General features: G+C 39.9%; 15 protein-coding genes. 10 read left to right on the top strand and 5 right to left on the bottom strand.

The features are described from left to right. The first annotated feature begins 1 nt into the window (after position 1). Positions 2 to 631, top strand: coding sequence for an FAD-dependent oxidoreductase (locus Q0039_RS07860; RefSeq protein ID WP_297511420.1), 630 nt, complete (start codon positions 2 to 4; stop codon positions 629 to 631). On the opposite strand, the gene Q0039_RS07855 is transcribed toward Q0039_RS07860, so the two are convergent. The 4 genes from Q0039_RS07855 to fbp all read right to left on the bottom strand — a co-directional run bounded on the left by Q0039_RS07855 (position 621) and on the right by fbp (position 4,482). Further along, positions 621 to 2,189 (bottom strand): S41 family peptidase, encoded by a 1,569-nt coding sequence (locus Q0039_RS07855; protein ID WP_297511418.1) that lies wholly within the window; start codon positions 2,187 to 2,189, stop codon positions 621 to 623. The genes Q0039_RS07860 and Q0039_RS07855 overlap by 11 nt on opposite strands. 51 nt (positions 2,190 to 2,240) lie before the next feature. Continuing rightward, complete coding sequence (locus Q0039_RS07850) at positions 2,241 to 2,669, bottom strand: dCMP deaminase family protein (RefSeq protein ID WP_297511417.1); 429 nt, start codon at positions 2,667 to 2,669, stop codon at positions 2,241 to 2,243. 44 nt (positions 2,670 to 2,713) lie between these two features. Continuing rightward, complete coding sequence (locus Q0039_RS07845) at positions 2,714 to 3,307, bottom strand: HupE/UreJ family protein (RefSeq protein ID WP_297511415.1); 594 nt, start codon at positions 3,305 to 3,307, stop codon at positions 2,714 to 2,716. A gap of 167 nt (positions 3,308 to 3,474) precedes the next feature. After that, the gene (gene fbp, locus Q0039_RS07840; protein ID WP_297511413.1) at positions 3,475 to 4,482 is read right to left on the bottom strand and encodes a class 1 fructose-bisphosphatase; all 1,008 of its coding nucleotides are present in this window, start codon (positions 4,480 to 4,482) and stop codon (positions 3,475 to 3,477) included. A 132-nt stretch (positions 4,483 to 4,614) separates the two neighbouring features. Between fbp and Q0039_RS07835 the strand changes: the two genes are divergently transcribed. The 8 genes from Q0039_RS07835 to Q0039_RS07800 all read left to right on the top strand — a co-directional run bounded on the left by Q0039_RS07835 (position 4,615) and on the right by Q0039_RS07800 (position 18,840). Further along, positions 4,615 to 5,466 (top strand): M48 family metalloprotease, encoded by an 852-nt coding sequence (locus Q0039_RS07835; protein WP_297511410.1) that lies wholly within the window; start codon positions 4,615 to 4,617, stop codon positions 5,464 to 5,466. Then, on the top strand, positions 5,466 to 5,942 hold the full coding sequence (locus Q0039_RS07830) for a GNAT family N-acetyltransferase (RefSeq protein WP_297511408.1): 477 nt from the start codon (positions 5,466 to 5,468) through the stop codon (positions 5,940 to 5,942). Before Q0039_RS07835 ends, Q0039_RS07830 begins: the two co-directional genes overlap by 1 nt. A gap of 85 nt (positions 5,943 to 6,027) precedes the next feature. Then, positions 6,028 to 7,281, top strand: coding sequence for an aspartate kinase (locus tag Q0039_RS07825; protein WP_297511406.1), 1,254 nt, complete (start codon positions 6,028 to 6,030; stop codon positions 7,279 to 7,281). Between the two features lie 68 nt (positions 7,282 to 7,349). Next, on the top strand, positions 7,350 to 10,751 hold the full coding sequence (locus Q0039_RS07820; RefSeq protein ID WP_297511404.1) for a hypothetical protein: 3,402 nt from the start codon (positions 7,350 to 7,352) through the stop codon (positions 10,749 to 10,751). 383 nt (positions 10,752 to 11,134) lie between these two features. Further along, a complete protein-coding gene (locus tag Q0039_RS07815) occupies positions 11,135 to 12,112 on the top strand; it encodes a ribonucleotide-diphosphate reductase subunit beta (RefSeq protein WP_297511402.1) in 978 nt (325 codons plus the stop codon). Between the two features lie 140 nt (positions 12,113 to 12,252). After that, the gene (locus tag Q0039_RS07810) at positions 12,253 to 14,682 is read left to right on the top strand and encodes a ribonucleoside-diphosphate reductase subunit alpha (RefSeq protein ID WP_297511400.1); all 2,430 of its coding nucleotides are present in this window, start codon (positions 12,253 to 12,255) and stop codon (positions 14,680 to 14,682) included. A 144-nt stretch (positions 14,683 to 14,826) separates the two neighbouring features. Then, complete coding sequence (locus tag Q0039_RS07805) at positions 14,827 to 16,161, top strand: deoxyguanosinetriphosphate triphosphohydrolase (protein ID WP_297511470.1); 1,335 nt, start codon at positions 14,827 to 14,829, stop codon at positions 16,159 to 16,161. 75 nt (positions 16,162 to 16,236) lie between these two features. After that, positions 16,237 to 18,840: a T9SS-dependent M36 family metallopeptidase gene (locus tag Q0039_RS07800; protein ID WP_297511397.1), complete on the top strand. Its 2,604-nt coding sequence runs from the start codon at positions 16,237 to 16,239 to the stop codon at positions 18,838 to 18,840. 72 nt (positions 18,841 to 18,912) lie between these two features. On the opposite strand, the gene Q0039_RS07795 is transcribed toward Q0039_RS07800, so the two are convergent. Further along, positions 18,913 to 20,709, bottom strand: a complete 1,797-nt coding sequence (locus Q0039_RS07795; protein WP_297511395.1) for a 1-deoxy-D-xylulose-5-phosphate synthase — start codon at positions 20,707 to 20,709, stop codon at positions 18,913 to 18,915. 38 nt (positions 20,710 to 20,747) lie between these two features. On the opposite strand from Q0039_RS07795, the gene Q0039_RS07790 reads away from it, so the two are divergent. Next, positions 20,748 to 21,188 (top strand): nucleoside deaminase, encoded by a 441-nt coding sequence (locus tag Q0039_RS07790; RefSeq protein WP_297511393.1) that lies wholly within the window; start codon positions 20,748 to 20,750, stop codon positions 21,186 to 21,188. The last annotated feature ends 210 nt before the right edge of the window (positions 21,189 to 21,398 follow it).

The following is a 21,398-nucleotide window of genomic DNA, read 5'->3' as shown; positions in this document are numbered from 1 at the left end:
GATGTTTGACGTACTCATCATTGGTGGCGGTGTTTCGGGTGTTTCCTGTGCTTTAATTCTTGGATCGGCACATCATAAACCCTTTGCTGCCGATAAAAAAATTGGAATCCTAACGCACCAAAAATCATCATCACTTCAAGAGGCTGTATTTAATAATGCTTATGGCATTCCTGCCGGCACTTTAGGTGCTGATTTATTGGTTCAAAGCGTTGCACAATTGGCAACTTTATATCCGCATGTTCAACAAATTCCCGGAGTTAAAATTACCGCAATCGAAGGAGAATTTCCTGAATTTATAATCACCACAAACGAAGGAACAACCTTGCACTCTAAAACGGTTGTCATCGCTATTGGGGCGGGCAATCCATTACCAATATCAGGGTTAGAACGTTTTGAAATGCCTCATCAAAAAGCCAATCCAGCCAAAAATCGATTGCAGTTACGCAATACTGATCATTTGGTAAAACCTGGCCTATATGTATGTGGTACACTTGCCGGATGGCGCAGTCAGTTGGCTATTGCTGCAGGAAGTGGCGCTTCGGTAGCTACAGATATACTCACCGATTGGAATAATGGTTCGCCTGTTCAGATTCACGATAGTATACGCCCAAAAAACCCAACTACTTCGTGAGTATTTTTTGAATCATCGGATCTCTTTTTAATAACAATTGATAATAGTAGGAATCTCCATACAATTGACGAGCGAATTCGGCTTGAACATAATGGTTAACTAGCGATTTACTTTGAGATAACCGCAGCGATACCCCCGAAATCTCTAAGTACTTTTCAAACGGAGTCACATAATCTTCTGTTTCAATTTTTGATAAAAACAGCGCAAAAGGCATTCCTGTATATCGTTTTCGATCTCGGTCAAGTTGCTCAAAAACAAAATGCCCCATAATTCCCGATTTAAGAATATACGCTAAACTCTCTTCCCCATGTGCGCTTTCAAGAGGCACAAAAATATCAGGCACTATTCCGCCACCGCCATAAACTATTCGCCCTTTTTTGGTTTTAAATTTTTGAGCTTCGGTTGTTTTTATTTTATCTTTTTCATGCAATTCGCCCGACTCAAAACGGTTTTCATATTCTTTGTAATAGCTTTCCGCATCGCCCTTTTGATAGGGTTTTTGAATCGAACGCCCGCTTGGTGTAAAGTAGCGTGCAATCGTAATACGTACCGCTGAACCGTCTTCAAACTGCATTTCACGTTGCACCAATCCTTTCCCAAAAGAGCGGCGACCTACTACTAATCCACGGTCGTTATCTTGAATTGCGCCGGCAAAAATTTCACTCGCCGAAGCCGAATTTTCATCAATCAGCAGTGTAACTTTCCCCTGCTCAAACAACCCATTGCTAGTAGCAAAAGTTTTTTCGATTGTGCCCTTTTTATTTTTTGTAAATACGATTAATTCATTGTTTTTAAGCAACTCATCAGCAATTTCTATGGCCGATTCCATGACACCGCCGCCGTTTTCGCGCACATCGATTACAAGCGACGAAATCCCTTTTTGTTTTAATTCTTGCAGGGCATCATGAAATTCACGCCCCGTCGTTTCGGCAAAGCGTTCAATTTTTATATAACCCGTCTTTGGATTCAATAGGGTAGACACTACCACACTCTTAATCGGAATTACATCGCGGAGTACTTGGGTGGTGAACCTTTTTTTTGTTGATTTACGGTAAACAGTAAGGGAAACACGCGTGTTGGGGGCCCCACGCAATTGATTGTATACTACCTCCGTCTTTAATTTTTTTCCGAATAATGGTCGGTTGTTGGCATAGAGGATGCGGTCACCTTCTTTTATACCTGCCTTGGCTGCAGGGCCATTTTCTATGGGTTTAATAACGGCTATGGTATCGTTGTAGGTATAGAAATTAATTCCAATCCCAACAAAATCGCCTTTCATATTATCGGCTAAAAGGAGCTGCTCTTTTGGCGTTACATAAATCGAATGGGGATCTAAATTGGCCAAAATACTGGTCACCGTTACATCTACAATAGAGTCGGTCTTTACATCGTCAATGTACTCATTTTCGATAAAGTGGAGTAACCGGTTTAACTTAGCACGGTAATCATTTTTAGGGTATTTGGGCGCCACCGGATAATTGATCCAACCACCAATTACAATTCCCAAGGCTACACAGGAAAAGAATAAAACCGGAATGTAGATCTTGTTGATTTTCATACCTCAAGTAGGTTTGGTGTTTAATACAAACGGAGCAATTGGTTTACTATTTTACTCCAAATCTGAGATTTGCTCTACTGCAATACCCGCTTTTTCTAAAAAATCAATCCCAGAAGTATCCCGATAGCCCTTTTGATAGACTACGCGCGTAATTCCAGATTGGTGTATTAATTTGCTGCACTCTCTACAAGGTGAAAGCGTAATGTATAAGGTTGCGTTTTCACAAGATTGGGTAGACCGCGCCACTTTTGAGATGGCATTGGCCTCGGCATGTAAAACATACCATTTGGTTAATCCTTCATCGTCTTCGCAACAATTTTCAAATCCCGAAGGAGTTCCATTATACCCATCGGATATAATCATCCGATCGCGCACAATAATCGCTCCTACTTGCTTACGTTGGCAATACGACAATTTGCTCCACTCTGAAGCTATGCGTAAATAGGCCTTATCGTATTTGTTGCGTTTTTCAGTTTTCATAGTATTATACTGCTCAAATGTAGGAAATTTTTGGAGATTCTAATTTATTTAGCCCAAATTGGATTTTGCAGGATTAAGGGCACCACAACACCCAAAACAAAGGCAGAGAGCATTAATACAAAATCCCGTTGATTAAAGCGAAACAAGGTTTTAAAAATAAATCCGAGAATGAGAACAAGGGCAACTAGAAGCAGTTGCGCCCCTTCAATTCCCAAAGCAAACGCAATCAAGGGAGCCATCTTATCGGAGGCATCTCCGGGCAATAGATTGTTAAAATAATTGGAGAATCCTAACCCATGAATAATCCCAAAGAAAAACGTTACTGCACCCACAAACGGAATAGGATCTCGTTTTCCTAATTTTCCAAGCTTAAACAAATTAAACAATGCTGTAATTAAAATAGTAATGGGAATTAGAAATTCAATCCAAGTAGGGTTGACCTTAACGATTTCCAAAACGGACAGAAATAAGGATATCGTATGCCCTAATGTAAATAAGGATACAAATAAGAGTAACGATTTCCAATCTTTTGAATTGTAGGGCACCGTCAAGACTATCAAAAACAACAAGTGATCATAGCCCTGAAGATTCAAAACATGCTCAAGACCAATTTTACAATAAATCCAAAAATCTGTCATACGCTTACTTTTGAGGTTATGCAGCGTAAACTTACACTTTTTTAAATAAAAATTGGATTTGAAATAGTACTATTATTTGGAAAAAACAGCGCTTCTTTTTTTTACAAACACCTATATAACACAACTTAACAGCACTAATAGGCGTTTAAATTTGAAAATAAAAGAACCTACAAGGCATTGCGCATAAACGATTCTGCTTTTTCAACCATATTTTCGCTCCCGCAAAAAAACGGAACCCGCTGATGCAACGCTGTAGGTTGAATTTCCATTATTCGTTGATAGCCATCCGACGCCTTTCCACCGGCTTGCTCTGCAATAAAAGCCATGGGATTGCATTCGTAAAGGAGTCGTAATTTCCCGCTAGGTGCTTTCGAACTTGTAGGATAAATATAAATACCCCCTTTGATCATATTCCGGTGCATGTCTGAAACCAAGCTTCCGATATACCGCGAGGTATAGGGACGATCACCCTCCTCCAATTGACAATATTTAATATAATCTTTTACTCCTTTTGGAAAATGAACGTAGTTTCCTTCGTTGATTGAATAGATGGTTCCGTCTTTTGGATATTGCATATTGGGGTGGGATAAATAAAATGTCCCAATGGCCGGATTTAAAGTAAACCCATTTACTCCATGCCCCGTTGTATAAACCAACATCGTAGAGGTGCCATAAATCACATAGCCCGCTGCAACTTGATTGATTCCCGGCTGCAAGAAATCTTCAATAGTTACCGGTGATCCAATTGGGGTTACCCTATGAAAAACTGAAAAAATAGTTCCAACAGAAACATTGACGTCAATATTTGAAGAGCCGTCCAATGGATCCATCAATACTACATATTTGTTGTTATGACTGTTGTCGCTTCCTGCCACTGTAATAAAGTCGTCGTTCTCTTCAGATGCGATGCCGCATACAATTTCGCGATTGATTAAGGTTTGGATAAATACCTCATTGGCATAAACATCCAATTTTTGTTGGTCCTCGCCCTGTATATTTTGCTCTCCTGCAGCACCAACAATATCGACTAATCCCGCCTTGTTCACTTTGTAATTAACGACTTTTGCCGCTAAGCGTATGGAGTTGATAATTCGAGACAGTTCGCCCGATGAATATTGAAAATCGGCTTGTTTTTCAATGATAAATTCCCCTAAGGTTGTATTGCGTTCTTTCATTTACGAAATCGATGTAGTAGTTGTGCAAATATCTAATTTTTTCGGGATTATTTTGCCTTTACATACGAAAATAATTCCATGCAACGTTTTCACTACATCCTCTATCTTTGTAACAACTAAATCGCAAATTCAATGAACGTAAAAAACAAATCCTTTGTCTTGTTTTTAGGGATGCTATCGACTGTTGCATTCGCCCAAATTAACCTCGGGGAAAAAGCCTTGGGCGCCCTACAAAAAGGAGTAGCTGGCTTTACTTTTTCTAATGAACAAGCCGCAGCACTTGCTAAAGAAGGGGTTCGTAAATTGGACTCCGCCAATGTCGTTGCGGGCACAAATAATGGGTATACCCTACGATTGCAGCGCATTTTCGGGAAACACGCGGCTGAAAATAATTTAAAGCTAAATTACAAAGTATACCTTTCTTCAGAAGTCAATGCATTTGCTTGTGCAGATGGAAGTGTACGGGTTTATTCGGGTTTAATGGACCGAATGGATGACAACCAATTGTTAGCGGTAATCGGTCACGAAATTGGACATGTAGTAAATGAAGATTCAAAAGATGCCATGCGTATTGCGCTAAAAAAAAGCGCTTTATTTGATGCTGTTGCCTCTCAATCGGATAAAATTGGGAAAATAACAGAGGGGCAGGCCGGACAAATTGCAAGCGCTGTTATCGACTGCAAATACAGCCGTATTCAAGAAACAGACGCCGATACTTTTGCCTATGCCTTTATGAATCAACATAACTATGATGTCAATGCTGTTGAATCGGCTTTTTTAATTTTGGCTCAATTAAGCGAAGGGAGTCAATCAAACTTCATCACCCGTATGCTAAACACCCACCCCGACCCAAAAGACCGGGCCCAAAAAGCTCGTGAAAGAGCCGTGGCAGAAGGAAAATACAAAGCCTATGTGCAACAGCCAATACGGAATACTGTTGCAGCAAAACCGACTAAAAAGAAACCGACTAAAAAGAAACGCTAATGCAAATTCGAAAGGCAACACCACAAGATATGAAGCAAGTTCTCGAGCGTATTCTGGAACTTGCTGCTTTTGAAAAAGAACCAAATGCTGTAGTACTTACCGAAGAAGATCTCATCCGGGATGGGTTTTCTGAGCACCCATTATTTCATTGTTTTGTTGCCGAAGAAAACGAAGAATTACTGGGTATCGCACTCTATTACTACCGTTACTCCACTTGGAAAGGCAAAACCATCCACTTGGAAGACTTGATTGTTAAAGAAGACCAGCGCGGAAAAGGCATCGGATTTGCATTGTATAAAACAATTATTCGACAGGGACAAATCGATGGTGTTCGTCGAATTGAATGGGCGGTATTGGACTGGAATACAACCGCAATCGCGTTTTATGAAAAAACGGGAGCGCGCATTTTTACCGATTGGCGTGTCGCACAAATGGATGCGGATGGGATTACTCGTTTCTTGGCGCAACACGATTAATTTTTTATCAAAACAAGTAAGCAACCGTTTATAATTTATTAGTTTTGAAAGCACAAAAAATTGCTAAACTACTCAAGAATTAACCATGAAAGTATTCAAATTTGGTGGGGCTTCCGTGAAAGATGCCGATGGAATAAAAAATGTATTAAACGTACTGCAAACCGTCGGACATGAAGAAGTGTTAATGATTATCTCTGCTATGGGCAAAACAACCAATGCCTTGGAAGTTGTAATTCAAAACTATTTCGAAAAATCCAACGCTTTTCATGCTTCTTTACAAGAGGTGCGCAAATACCACAACCAAATTTTATTAGACCTCTTTGAAGATGAAAATCACGATGTGTTTTTTGCAGTAAACAGTCATTTTGCCGATTTAGAATATTTTATTCGAAGCAATAAATCGCCCAATTATAATTTTGTATACGATCAAGTAGTAAGCTATGGGGAACTGGTTTCCACCACTATTGTAAGTCATTATTTCAATGAAAATGGATTGGCAAATAACTGGATCGATGTCCGTAATTTGATTAAAACCGATGCGGCTTACCGCGATGCTTTGGTGGATTGGGAGCAAACCCAAAAATTGATTTCAAAAAATGTAAAAAAGAAAGCCCTGAATATCACACAAGGATTTATTGGCTCGGATGAAAATAACTTCACGACTACTTTGGGACGAGAAGGTTCTGATTATACTGCCGCTATTTTTGCCTATTGTTTAGGCGCTGAAAGCGTAACTATTTGGAAAGACGTTCCCGGCGTTTTAAATGCCGATCCCCGTTATTTTGAAAATGCAGTTTTGTTGAACCAAATATCTTACCGTGAGGCTATCGAATTGGCCTTTTATGGCGCTTCGGTTATCCACCCAAAAACGCTACAACCCTTGCAACGTAAAGAAATACCGCTTTATGTGAAATCGTTTATAAATCCGTTGTTGCCCGGAACAAGCGTTTCAAAAGGAGCCGATCTCGAGCCCAAAACATCGTGCTTTATTGTCAAGAAAAACCAATTATTAATTTCATTGTCGGCCATTGATTTTTCGTTTATTATGGAAGAAAATATCAGTGCTATTTTTGCATTGTTGCACCAGCAGAAAATCAAAGTTAGTTTAATTCAAAATACGGCCATCAGTTTCACCGTTTGCGTAGAAGATAAATTTGGCAATTTTGACAAATTGAAAGCATTACTTTCAAAAAAATTCAAAGTCGCCTACAATGAAAATGTTTCACTCTACACCATTCGCCATTTCACCCCAGAGGCAGCAGCAATGGTCGAAAAAGGTAAAACGGTATTAGTGCGTCAAACTTCGCGGGAAACCCTACAATTAGTAACTAAAGAATAATTCGATTCTTAGCACTCCAAAATCCCCGGGGAAATACTACTTTTGATTTTTACGCGTTTTTTTAAAGTATGCGAAACTTAGGGTTTTTTGGGTTTTTCTTGCTTTGTTTTTATTCGCTTTCGGCGCAAACCGATACGCCATATAAAAGCAAAAAAATTGCCTATTCGAAAGACACGATTACGCTTCACGAAACGAGTATTCAAAAGGAATTTTTCACTATTACTGATAGTCGTGGACAAGTAATCGACACATCCCAATACCGGATCGACTTTGTTAAAGCCAAATTGATATTCAAAAACCACAATCCCGGTGTTGATTCTCTTACGGTTCGCTATTTGCAGTTCCCCGAATTGCTTACCAAAACCTATTCAATGTACGATCCCAAGCGAATAGTTCCCAATGAAGCAGGCGTTTTGGTTAGTGTGCAAAAAGAGCTGCGCAAAGGATTCAAACCCTTTGACGGACTTACAACATCGGGCAGTATCAGCCGAGGAGTGACCATTGGAAATAATCAAAATACAACCGTAAACTCCAATCTGGATTTACAAATCACAGGAAAACTATCAAATAAAATAAGCCTCCGGGCTTCTATTCAAGACAGCAATATTCCGTTGCAAGACGGCGGGTATTCGCAAAAACTCGACGAATTTGATCAAATTTTTGTCGAACTCTTTTCCGACCGTTGGAGTGTTCGTGCTGGGGATTTATTTTTAGAAAACCGCCAATCAAAATTTTTAAACTTTAATAAAAAAGTTCAAGGGATTAATTCGCGATTTACCTTTGGAACACCCAAAAATAAAACCGACGTATTTACAGCAGCAGCTGTGGTACGTGGACAATATGCCCGAAGCGCATTTACGGGACAAGAAGGCAACCAAGGACCCTATAAATTGCGAGGGAACAATGGGGAACTGTATGTTTTGGTAATCTCGGGATCAGAACGCGTGTATGTCAATGGGTTACTGTTAACGCGCGGTGAAAACAACGATTATAGTATTGACTATAATGCCGGCGAAATTCGGTTTACGGCTTTGTACCCCATCACCTCAGAAATGCGAATAGTAGTCGAATACCAATATTCTGAACGGAGTTATACCCGATTTATTAGCTACGGCGGGGTCAATCATCAAAATGAAAAGTGGCAAATAGCAGGGTATTTTTACTCCGAAAATGATGTAAAAAATCAACCCTTACAACAAAGTTTGACCCAAGACCAAGTGGCAGTTTTACAAAATGCAGGAGACAACTCCAATTTAATGAGTGCACCCTCTGCCTACCAAGATAGCTATTCTGAAAATAAAATTTTATATAAAAAAGTACTCATCGGGTCTGCCGAAGTTTTCGAATATTCCAACAACCCGAATGATACCTTATACAATGTGACGTTTTCCTTAGTAGGAAACAATCAAGGAAATTACATATTATCCAATACCAACGCCATTGGGAAAATTTATCAATACGTTCCGCCTATTTTGGGTGTTCCTCAAGGAAATTACGAACCTTTAAGTCGATTAATTGCGCCCGTAAAACTTCAAATCGCAACTGTATTAGGTAGGTACCATCCGAGTGAAAAAACTGCAATCGATTTTGAAGTGGGAATAAGTAACAATGATTTGAATTTGTTTTCAAAAATAGACGACCAAAACAATAAAGGTATTGTAGCAAAATTTAATGGAAAACAACGGGTTTTTTCGGGCAAAACAAATTTGAACACTTTTGGAAATATTCAGTTAATTCAGGAAAATTTTCGAACCGTTGAGCGCTTATTTACTATAGAATTTAATCGGGATTGGAATTTAATCACAGCCCCAACTGGAAATCAAAGTTTGGTGACAGCGGGATTGGAGTGGGATTTAAAACAAAAAGGCAGGGCTTTATACCAAATAGAACGATTGGATTTTGGGGAGCAATTTACCGGAAACCGACATCTTTTACAAGGATATTACAACGACGGAAAATTATGGGTACAACAAAATGCCAGTACACTCCAAAGTTCGGGCACACAAACAATAAGTCGTTTTACCCGCAATCAAACCCGAATAAAATACCATATTGGAAAAAATTGGGTCGGCAGTTCCTATAATTTGGAAGACAATAAAGAGCAATCCCAGACCACTATGGCCTTGAGCGCTTTGAGTCAACGCTTTCGCGAAATAGGGGCGCATTTAGGCCGGGGTGATTCTACCAAAGTATTTATGCAAATCGGATGGTTGCACCGTAAAAACGACAGCTTGCAAAATGGATTTGTTCAGCATGTAAACACCTCCAATCGCTGGTATATCAATTCGCGCTTACTCCAAACTGAAAAATCCAATTTAACCGCTTTTATCAATTACCGACGACTCACCTTTGCCGATGCTAGTCGAGCCAACGAACCCTCATTAAATTCACGTATTGTTTACAACGATCGTTTCTGGGGGCAATTGGTGCAAGTTTCGGGTGCGGTAGAAACAGCTTCGGGAACCATTGCCCAACAAGAATTTACCTATTTGGAAGTCAATCCGGGTCAAGGTGTCTATATGTGGAACGATTATAATGGAAATGGTATACAAGAATTACAGGAATTTGAAGTTGCCCCTTTTCCTGATTTAGCCAAATATGTTCGGGTCTACTTACCCAATCAAATTTTTGTCAAAACCCATCAAAACAAACTAGCGCTTTCCCTCACGTTGAATCCGGGCCAATGGTTAAACGATAAAGGACTGAAAAAAATCCTCTCTCATTTTTACAGCCAAACCGCTTTTACGGTTGATCAAAAAACAAAACGAGAAGGCGAATCGTTTCATCTAAATCCTTTCAATCCGGGAAATGCCGAATTATTGGGAATCAATGAATCGTTTCGTAATAGCTTATTTTTCAATCGCGGGCGACAATATCATTCGGTAACTTACACCTATTTAATTACTAAAATTCGTTCGTTATTATCCGTAGGTGCTCAAGAAAACCAGCTCCAATCGCATCAAGTGCAGTATGCCCATTTATGGAAAAAAACGTGGCTCATAAATACGGAATCGGCTGTGGGAAAAAATAGTGGACTATCTGACAATTATGCTTCTCGCAATTATGATTTAGACACCTATCAACTCCAACCCAAACTCTCCTATTTATTTTCGGCAAATAAGAGTCTAAGTATTTTCTATGAAATCAAGCACAAATCCAATACGATTAACGACAAAGAGTCCCTAAACCAAAGTCGGATGGGAATAGCCGTAAATTATATTGGTGAAAAACAATTTACTTTGACCGGTGAGTTCTCGTATTACCGCAATGATTTTACTGGGAACGCCCAATCGCCGGTAGCGTTTCAAATGCTGGAAGGCTTGCAACCTGGTAAAAATTCGACTTGGCGCGTCTTGTTACAAAAAAACCTCACGAAATACCTTGATTTGAATATCAACTACCAAGGAAGGCAATCTGAAACTGTAAAAACAATTCATACGGGGAGCGTACAATTAAGGGCATTTTTTTAATACTGCTATTATATACCGCATTTTTTGATGCAAAATCCAAACACTATACGTAGTAATAGAACGAATAATCAATGAAAGAAAAAGCAGCTGTTGTTATTCGTTTTTTTATGTTCAAAAAACATAAGGTTTAGCGCCTTCGAAAATACCACGAAAATTATTTACCTTATTTGCTAAAGCCCTTTGTTTTTCGGCCTTTTGCAAAAAAACGCTGTTACATACCCTTGTTTTTCAGAAGGTTACAAAATTGTTAAAATCAAGATTTTTCGTACACGTTGTTAAAAACTAAAGCCGATTGTGGATAAGTTTGGCTTTCTTTTTTAGGTGCAATTAACCAAATTTGTAACAGTCAGAACAACGCTAATTAAATCATAAAAAAAACAATTATGTCATTTGTAGAACCCATTCTTCAGGATAATAAAGACCGATTTGTAATTTTCCCTATCAAACACCATGATATTTGGGAATGGTATAAAAAACAAGAAGCTTGTATTTGGACGGCTGAAGAAATCGATTTGCACCAAGATTTAGCCGATTGGAATGACAAATTAAATAATGATGAGCGTTACTTCATTAAGCATATCTTGGCATTTTTTGCTGCTTCTGACGGAATTGTAAATGAAAACTTAGCCGAAAACTTTGTGAGCGAAGTGCAATATCCTGAAGCGAAGTTTTTCTATGGGTTCCAATTGATGATGGAAAATATTCACAGTGAAACGTATTCGCTGTTGATTGATACGTATGTCAAAGATGAAGCCGAGAAAAACCAATTGTTTCATGCGATTGAAGTATTTCCAGCGATTAAAGAAAAAGCCGAATGGGCGTTGAAATGGGTACAATCACCCAACTTTAGCGAACGTTTAATTGCCTTTGCTGCCGTAGAAGGAATCTTTTTCTCGGGCTCATTCTGCTCGATTTACTGGTTGAAAAAACGCGGCTTGATGCCTGGTCTTACGTTTTCGAATGAGTTAATTTCTCGTGACGAAGGAATGCACTGTGATTTTGCCGTGCACCTTCACAACCACCATTTAGTAAACAAAGTTTCGAAAGAGCGAATTACCGAAATTTTAACCAATGCTCTAGACATTGAACGCAAATTCATCACCGAGTCTCTTCCTGTAAGTTTGATCGGTATGAATTCAAAATTGATGACCCAATATCTTGAATTTGTGACCGACCGCTTGTTGGTAGAGTTAGGATGTAGCAAGGTCTTCAATGTAACCAATCCTTTTGATTTCATGGATATGATTTCGTTGCAAGGAAAAACCAATTTCTTTGAAAAACGCGTTTCCGAATACCAAAAGGCCGGTGTCATGAATAACGACACAAGCGCACAAAAAATTAGCTTCGACGCCGATTTTTAAAAGCCAAAAATCACACAAAATACAGCTCCGGGAGGAGTGTTTCAACCGATTCGGGATAGGATTTCATTGCCTGTTTCAATCAAAAATCAATTCGAGATAGAGAAGGGATTGTCTATCTCATAACCTAAAACCAAAACAATATGTATGTAGTAAAAAGAGACGGACACCGAGAACCCGTAATGTTTGACAAGATTACCGACCGTATCAAAAAATTGTGTTACGGATTAAACGAAATGGTAGACGCTGTAAAAGTGGCTATGCGTGTAATTGAAGGCTTATATGACGGCGTGACCACGTCTGAATTGGACAATCTTGCCGCAGAAACAGCAGCTGCCATGACGGTTACCCATCCGGATTATGCTTTATTGGCTGCGCGAATCGCGATTTCGAATTTACACAAGAATACAAAAAAATCGTTCTCAGAAACGATGAACGAAATGTATCACTATGTAAATCCGAGAACCAACCAAGAAGCGCCCTTACTTTCAGATGAAGTGCAACAAGTAATCATGGAAAATGCGGAGTTCTTAGACTCACACGTAATTTACAACCGTGATTTTAACTACGACTATTTTGGTTTTAAAACATTAGAACGATCTTACTTATTAAAGATAAATGGCAAAATTGTAGAGCGCCCTCAACATATGTTGATGCGTGTGGCGGTAGGAATTCACTTAAATGACCTTCAGTCGGTGATTGAAACCTACGATTTAATGTCTAAAAAATTCTTTACCCACGCTACCCCAACCCTATTTAATGCCGGTACACCTAAACCGCAAATGTCTTCTTGTTTCTTGTTAACGATGAAAGACGACAGTATTGACGGTATTTATGACACCTTAAAACAAACGGCAAAAATCTCGCAATCGGCAGGAGGCATCGGTTTGTCAATTCATAATGTACGTGCAACCGGCTCGTACATCCGTGGCACAAACGGAACCTCAAACGGAATTGTTCCCATGTTACGCGTATTCAACGACACCGCAAGATATGTAGATCAAGGCGGTGGAAAACGCAAGGGAAGTTTTGCAATTTACATTGAACCTTGGCATGCAGATATTTTTGATTTCTTGGATTTGAAAAAGAATACAGGTAAAGAAGAAATGCGCGCGCGCGATTTGTTCTTTGCGATGTGGATTTCCGACTTATTCATGAAACGTGTTGAAGATGATGGCGAATGGACATTAATGTGTCCCAATGAATGTCCGGGGCTCTATGATACCTATGGCGAGGAATTTGACCAGCTATATACTTCCTATGAGCGTGCAGGAAAAGGTCGTAAAACGATTCGTGCCCGTGAATTATGGGAGAAAATTTTAGAATCACAAATCGAAACAGGAACGCCTTATATGCTTTATAAAGATGCGGCGAACCGTAAATCGAATCAGAAAAACTTGGGTACGATTCGCTCATCCAACTTATGTACCGAAATCTTAGAATATACTTCTGAAGATGAAATCGCAGTATGTAACTTGGCCTCGATTTCGTTACCGATGTTTGTAGAAGACGGTAAATTCAACCACGAATTGTTATACAACGTCACGAAACGCGTTACCCGCAACTTGAACAAAGTTATCGACCGCAATTATTATCCCGTTCCAGAGGCGGAAAATTCGAATATGCGTCACCGTCCTGTTGGATTGGGCGTACAAGGGTTGGCCGATGCATTCATCATGTTGCGTTTACCTTTTACAAGCGATGAAGCGAAACAATTGAACCAAGAGATCTTTGAAACCATTTATTTCGCAGCGGTAACTGCATCGATGGAAATGGCAAAAGAAGAAGGCCCGTATTCAACGTTTAAAGGGTCGCCAATTTCACAAGGGGAATTCCAATACAACCTATGGGGTCTTCAAGATAGCGATTTATCCGGTCGTTGGGATTGGACTTCCTTACGTAAAGAAGTCATGGAGCATGGGGTGCGCAACTCCTTATTGCTAGCGCCAATGCCGACCGCTTCAACTTCTCAAATTTTAGGAAACAACGAAGCGTTTGAGCCCTATACGTCAAACATTTACACCCGTCGTGTGTTGTCGGGAGAATTTATTGTGGTCAATAAACACTTGTTGGAAGACTTAGTGAAACACGGCTTATGGAATGAAACCTTGAAGCAAGAAATCATGCGTCAAAACGGTTCAATCCAAAACATCGATATTATTCCACAGGATTTAAAAGAATTGTATAAAACGGTTTGGGAAATGTCGATGAAGGACATCATTGATATGTCTCGTCATCGCGGGTATTTCATTGATCAATCGCAATCGTTGAATTTATTTATGCAAGATGCTAGTTTTGCAAAATTAACCTCGATGCACTTCTATGCATGGAAAAGTGGCTTAAAAACTGGTATGTATTACCTGAGAACTAAATCGGCAGTAGATGCGATCAAGTTTACGGTAAGCAATGATAAAAAAGAAGAACCAACAACATCGGCAATTCAACAACCTGAGCCACAGTCAGTAGAAGTTGTTGCTCCAGAATCGGGAGAAATGAGTCCTGAAGAATTCCGATTAATGGTAGAGCGCGCGCGCAATTCCGGTCCAGACGACTGTGAAATGTGCGGATCGTAATTCAATTTAGAATTCAAAATTTAGAATAATAAAACAGCTGTCAGCAATGGCGGCTGTTCTATTTTAAATAGTCCATGTTACATGCCTTTCAAAAGACGGTAAAATAATTACATTTGTACAAATTGCTAAATTCACCACCCTATGATGACCTGGGAGAAACTTTTGTCTTTAAAACGCCAAGGCGATACGAGTAAACGCTTACGGATTGAACAAGACGACACGCGTTTGGGCTTTGAAGTTGATTATGATCGCATTATTTTTTCGGCACCGTTTCGCAGTTTGCAAGATAAAACTCAAGTCATCCCATTATCGAAAACCGATTTTGTGCATACACGGCTGACGCACAGTTTGGAAGTTTCTGTGGTAGGACGTTCCATTGGTCGATTGGTTGGTAAGAAAATAATCGAAAAATATCCCTATCTTAAAGAAGTTCACGGCTTCCAACCCAATGATTTTGGCGCTATTGTGGCAGCAGCAGCATTGGCCCACGATATTGGAAATCCCCCATTTGGCCATTCAGGGGAAAAAGCGATTGGTGAATATTTTTCCAATGGTAAAGGACAACAATTTAAAAATCAACTAACTCCGAAACAATGGCAAGATTTGGTTGATTTTGAGGGGAATGCCAATGGATTTTCGGTACTTACAAATTCGCGACCAGGCGTAGAAGGAAGTTTACGTTTATCGTATGCTACTTTGGGCGCTTTTATGAAGTATCCAAAAGCGAGTTTGCCTAAAAAACCAACGCCAAGAATTTCTGATAAAAAATACGGTTATTTTCAAACTGATGAAGCTTTTTTTCATGAAGTGGCTGAAGAATTGGGACTTTTGAAAATAGGTCATGGGGATGATTTACGCTATTTACGGCATCCGTTGGCATTTCTTGTCGAAGCGGCAGACGACATTTGCTATACCATTATCGACTTTGAAGACGGTATTAACTTAGGTCTAGTTGCTGAAGATTTTGCTTTAGAATACCTTATAAAATTAGTCAAAGACACCATTGACACTAGTAAATACCAAACCCTTACGACTAAAGAAGATCGTATAAGTTATTTACGTGCTTTAGCCATCGGAAATCTTATCAACGACGCCGTATCGGTATTTTTAACCCATGAAGAATCCATCCTAAAAGGTGAGTTTCACCAGGCACTAACAGAGAAAAGTAAGTACAAAGCGCAAATGGATGATATTATTAAATTGAGCGTTAATAAAATCTATCAGAGTCGCGAGGTTATAGAAAAAGAGTTGAAAGGTTATCAAATCATTAATAACTTGTTGGACCAATTTATTACCGCATACAACAACCAGCACGAAGGAAAAACATCCAACTACGATAAATTATTATTGAATGTTCTGCCCGAAAAACACCGCTTAGGAAAAGAGCATTTGTATGACCGGTTAATGCATATTTGTCATTTTGTTTCCCTACTTACCGATGGAAATGCATTACTATACAATGAAATGTTAGGGGTCTAAAACAGCTGTTAATTTTATTTAATATTTGGTGAAGTATCCTTTAAAAGGGTTACGTTTGCAGTTAAAACAATTGGTATGAAAAAGTGGCTATATATTGTATTGCTAATTCCTAGTTGGTTATTTGCTCAAGTAAACAAAGAGCAAATTCAAACGTATTTGAAAGAGCAAATCAAAGTTTTAAAACTTGATGCAGCCGATATTTCACAATGGGAAATTACCGGAAAAACAACTTCAAAAACAACCGGTATTACTACTGTATATATCCAACAATACCATCAAAATTTGCCGGTTTTCAATGCAATTTCTAGCGTTTGGATAAAAAATAATGCTGTAATTTCAATAAAAAGTCGATTTGTAGCACGTTGTAGTTCAATAGCCAATAGTGCAACTCCCAAAATTACGGCAGGTAATGGTTTACAATTAGCCCAATCAAAACTTAACCCCGACAACAAAGAGGTATCTATGCTTTTAAAAAACTTGGGTAACCAAACCTATCTATTTTCAAATACGCCTAAAGCCGATCCAATAAAAGCACAATTAGTGTATTTTTTGACGCCATCAAATACTCTAAAATTAGCTTGGGATTACTACATAGATGTCCCAAAAGACGACCACATGTGGAGTATTCGTATCGATGCACTAACTGGAGAAATTTTAGATCAAAAAGACTTTATGGTTGCTTGTAATTTTGAACCTGCTCACCACTCAAATAGCAGCTCAACTATTGATTTTACGAGTCAAGTCTTTCATTCTAAAACCCTTCAAACACCAACACTTTCTGGCACCTATCGCGTTGTACCCTTTACAACGGAGAGTCCAAACCACGGACCATTTCAACTAATCACCCAACCGGCTCATCCAGAGGCATCGCCCTATGGCTGGCATGATGTTGACGGAATACCCGGAGCAGAATACACAATCACTCGGGGGAATAATGTCCATGCGTTTGAAGATATGGATGATGATGATGATCCTTTTACTGGAATGAGTCCCGATGGCGGTTCTGCTTTAATTTTTGACTTCCCTTATCTCGGAATCAATACTCCTGCAATTGAATATCAAGAAGCGGCTACGACCAATTTGTTCTACATGAACAATATACTCCACGATGTGTTCTACCACTATGGATTTGATGAAGAAAATGGAAATTTTCAAGAGTTAAATTATAGCAATTTAGGAGAAGGCAACGATCACGTTTTGGCACAATCGCAAGATGGTGGGGGGTTAAATAATGCCAATTTTGGAACACCTCCAGACGGATTTAATGGACGGATGCAAATGTATTTATGGAACCGGAAAGGAGGTTCACAATTACTCACAGTAAATGCTCCTTCTCCCATTGCAGGAAGTTATCTTGCCTTTGACAATTTATTAGTTGAGGGCCGTGTGCCGCTTCCGCAAGCACCCGATTCAATGACTGCCGATTTAGTAGCCGTTAATGACGGTAGTGCTGATCCCGTAACCGGCTGTAACATATTATTAAATGCAGCCGAAATAAACGGTAAAATCGCATTGGTAAAACGCGGAATTTGTCCTGTAACTGATAAAATTCTGAATTGTCAAAATGCGGGAGCTATTGCCGTTATTGTTTTCAATTCTACCCCAGGCAACTTTGTTGTCGGAGGTTTGGGCGATCCTGAAATAGGTATTCCGGTTATTTCTGTAAAAAAAGATGTAGGTGATTTATTATTTAATACGCTTCAAAACACAACTTTAGCTGTAACGCTAAGCGAAACACCTAGTGACTTTGTAAATGTTGATGGTGATTTTGATAATTTGGTTATCGCCCACGAATATGGACATGGCATTTCAAATCGTCTAACGGGAGGGCCTTCCGTTTCTACTTGTTTATTTAATGATGAACAAATGGGTGAAGGCTGGTCGGATTGGTTCGGATTAATGCTTCAAATCAAACCAAATGATACAGGTGCAGAACGGCGTGGAATTGGGACATTTGTAATCAATGACCCTGTTAACGGAGACGGGATACGCACCTATCCCTATTCAACAGACATGACCGTCAACCCATTTACTTTTGCCAACACCAATATCCTGGCTCGTCCGCATGGTGTGGGTTCGGTTTGGGCTACCATGTTATGGGATTTAACCTGGGCCTATATTGACAAATATGGATTTGATCCGAATACCTATACCGGAACGGGTGGAAACAATAAAGTAATGCAATTGGTAGTTGATGCTTTAAAGTTACAACCGTGTTCCCCTGGTTTTATAGATGGTCGCGATGCGTTATTGGCTGCCGATCAAGCAACAACAGGAGGGGCAAATTATTGCTTGATTTGGGAAGTATTTGCGCGACGCGGACTCGGTGTAAATGCCTCATCGGGTGATACAGATAGCTCTGTGGATCAAATAGAGGACTTTACGCAGCCACTTCCTGGACCCAATTGTACGGCGTTGGAAACCCCTATTTTTGGTAGTAGCGTCAGCTACCGTATTTACCCTAACCCTGCGACCAACGAGGTGTTTGTGGAACTCCCCAACAACAGTAGTGCGCTCGAGGTTCGTTTAATCGATATCCACGGTCGAGTTGTATATCAAGACCAATGGAGCAATGGGACTTTAAATCGAATTCCAATGGGGAATCTACAATCGGGAATGTACATCCTGCAAGCAACTGGAGAGCGCATTCAAATCACCGAAAAGATTATCAAAAACTAAAACACAAACGGGCGTCAAAAGCGTCCGTTTTTATTTTATAAATCAAACCTAAAAAAAGGGGAAGTTATCAAGCTAGGTAGTATGGCCGTTTAAAATAGTTACCTTTTCTAGGAAGCGCTGAATAGCGACTGGTGAAACTCCGCAATAATCCTGTAACTGTACAATTGTTCCTTGTTCAACAAATACATCCGGAACTCCCAATCGATAAACAGGAAGGGAATATTGATTGGAGGTTACAAATTCGGCAATAGCACTTCCAAAACCGCCATTTATACTAGCATCTTCTACAGTAATTATACCCTTGTACTGCTTACAAATGGTATGTACTAATACTTCATCCAACGGTTTAACAAACCCAAAATGATAATTGGCAAATTGATCCTGCTGCTCCATTTCATGTAATGCAGCCGCAACATTAGTAGCCAATGTGCCCGTTGAGAGTATGGCATACCTTTCACCTTCTTTAAGCTGTATTGCTTTGCCCAGGGCTATTTTTTCAAACGGAATGTGACTGTTCCATTGGGCATTTTTTCCGCGACCTCTGGGATAGCGAATGGCAATCGGATGATCCAATCCTAAAGAAGCGGTATATAAAATATTCTGTAAGTCAATTTCGTCTTTGGGCGCATAAATTAGCATATTGGGCACGCAACGCAAATAGGCCAAATCAAACACCCCATGATGTGTCGCGCCGTCTTCGCCAACCAAACCTGCACGATCTAAACAAAAAATCACAGGTAAATTCTGCAACGCCACATCGTGAATCACTTGGTCGTATGCGCGTTGTAAAAACGTAGAATAGATATTGCAAAACACCACCATCCCTTGAGTAGCCATGCCTGCAGCCAACGTCACCGCGTGTTGCTCAGCAATCCCCACGTCAAAGGCACGATCGGGAAAAGCTTCCATCATATATTTCATTGAACTCCCCGACGGCATAGCGGGTGTGATTCCGATAATTTTGGGGTTGTTTTTCGCTAAGGCAACCAAGGTATGTCCGAAAACATCTTGAAATTTCGGTGGTAAATGGGATTCTTCTTGGGTAATGAGTTCGCCCGTAGCGGCATCAAATTTTCCGGGGGCGTGGTACTTTACTTGATCTTGTTCCGCTTGCAATAAGCCTTTTCCTTTGGTGGTAATCACATGCAAAAACTTGGGACCTTTCACCTTTTGCAAACGCTTTAATTCCGAAATCAAAGCCGGTAAATCATGACCGTCAATCGGACCCGAATACTGAAAGTTCAACGACTGGATCATGTTGTTTTGCTTCGGATTTTTCCCTTCCTTGACAGCCGTTAAATAGGTTTTCAAGGCCCCTACACTAGGATCAATTCCGATGGCATTATCATTTAAAATAACCAAAAGATCGGCATCGGTAACTCCTGCATGATTCAAGCCTTCAAAAGCCATCCCGCTGGCAATTGATGCATCGCCAATTACCGCAATATGCGATCGTGATTCGTTTTTTAATTGTGAAGCAAGCGCCATCCCTAACACCGCAGAAATAGAGGTAGACGAATGGCCTACACCAAAGGCATCGTAAATACTTTCGGAACGTTTGGGGAAACCAGAAATACCACCCATTTGACGATTGGTTTCAAATTGATCACGGCGGCCCGTCAAAATTTTATGCCCATACGCTTGATGTCCCACGTCCCAAACCAACAAATCATCGGGGGTGTTATACACATAATGCAAGGCAATCGTCAGTTCGACTACACCCAAACTTGCGCCCAAATGTCCTTCTTTAACCGCGACTACGCTAATTATTTTTTCGCGCAATTCTTTAGCAAGTTGCTGCAGTTGCGCGATGTTGTAGTGCCGAAAGTCGGCCGGAGACTGAATTTGTTCGAGTAAATGTTGACCCATGAGTCAAAGGTACAAATTGAATTCCTATTTTTGTTTTTATGGAACCTATTTTCACCGACGAATACTTTATGAAAAAAGCCTTAGTGGAGGCTGAAAATGCTTTTGAAAAAGGTGAAATTCCGGTAGGCGCGATTATTGTAGTAGAGAATCGGGTCATTGCCCGAAGTCATAATCTAACCGAAATGCTTCATGATGTTACCGCACATGCAGAAATGCAAGCCATTACAGCGGCTGCTAATTATATCGGTGGAAAATACCTGAAAGGTTGCACGTTGTATGTGACATTAGAGCCTTGTCAAATGTGTGCTGGTGCGTTGTATTGGAGTCAGATTTCCAAGATAGTTTTTGGCGCACGTGATGAACAGCGCGGATTTCAAACAATGGGCACACAATTACACCCTAAAACAGAGGTCGTGTCGGGTATTATGGCAGAAGAATGTGCCGAATTACTGAAGCTATTTTTCAAAAAAAGACGCTAAAAATAAGCGTAAAAGGCAGATTTTTCAGTAATTATTCCTAACTAAAATTCAAAAAAAAACCGCCCTTCATAATGAAAGGCGGTCAATTTAGTCTTTAATCTCGTTTCCTTCTTCGTTAAAGAAACGGTATTCGAGGTACGTGTAAGCATCACGAGGTATGATTTTCACCCATTTTTTATGTTCGAAGAACCACTTCAAACGTAAAGATGG

It is taken from the genome of Flavobacterium sp. (assembly GCF_027484945.1).
In the GTDB taxonomy this organism is placed as follows: domain Bacteria; phylum Bacteroidota; class Bacteroidia; order Flavobacteriales; family Flavobacteriaceae; genus Flavobacterium.
The sequence above is the reverse complement of the archived record's forward strand: the minus strand, read 5'-3'. Positions and strand labels throughout refer to the sequence as shown.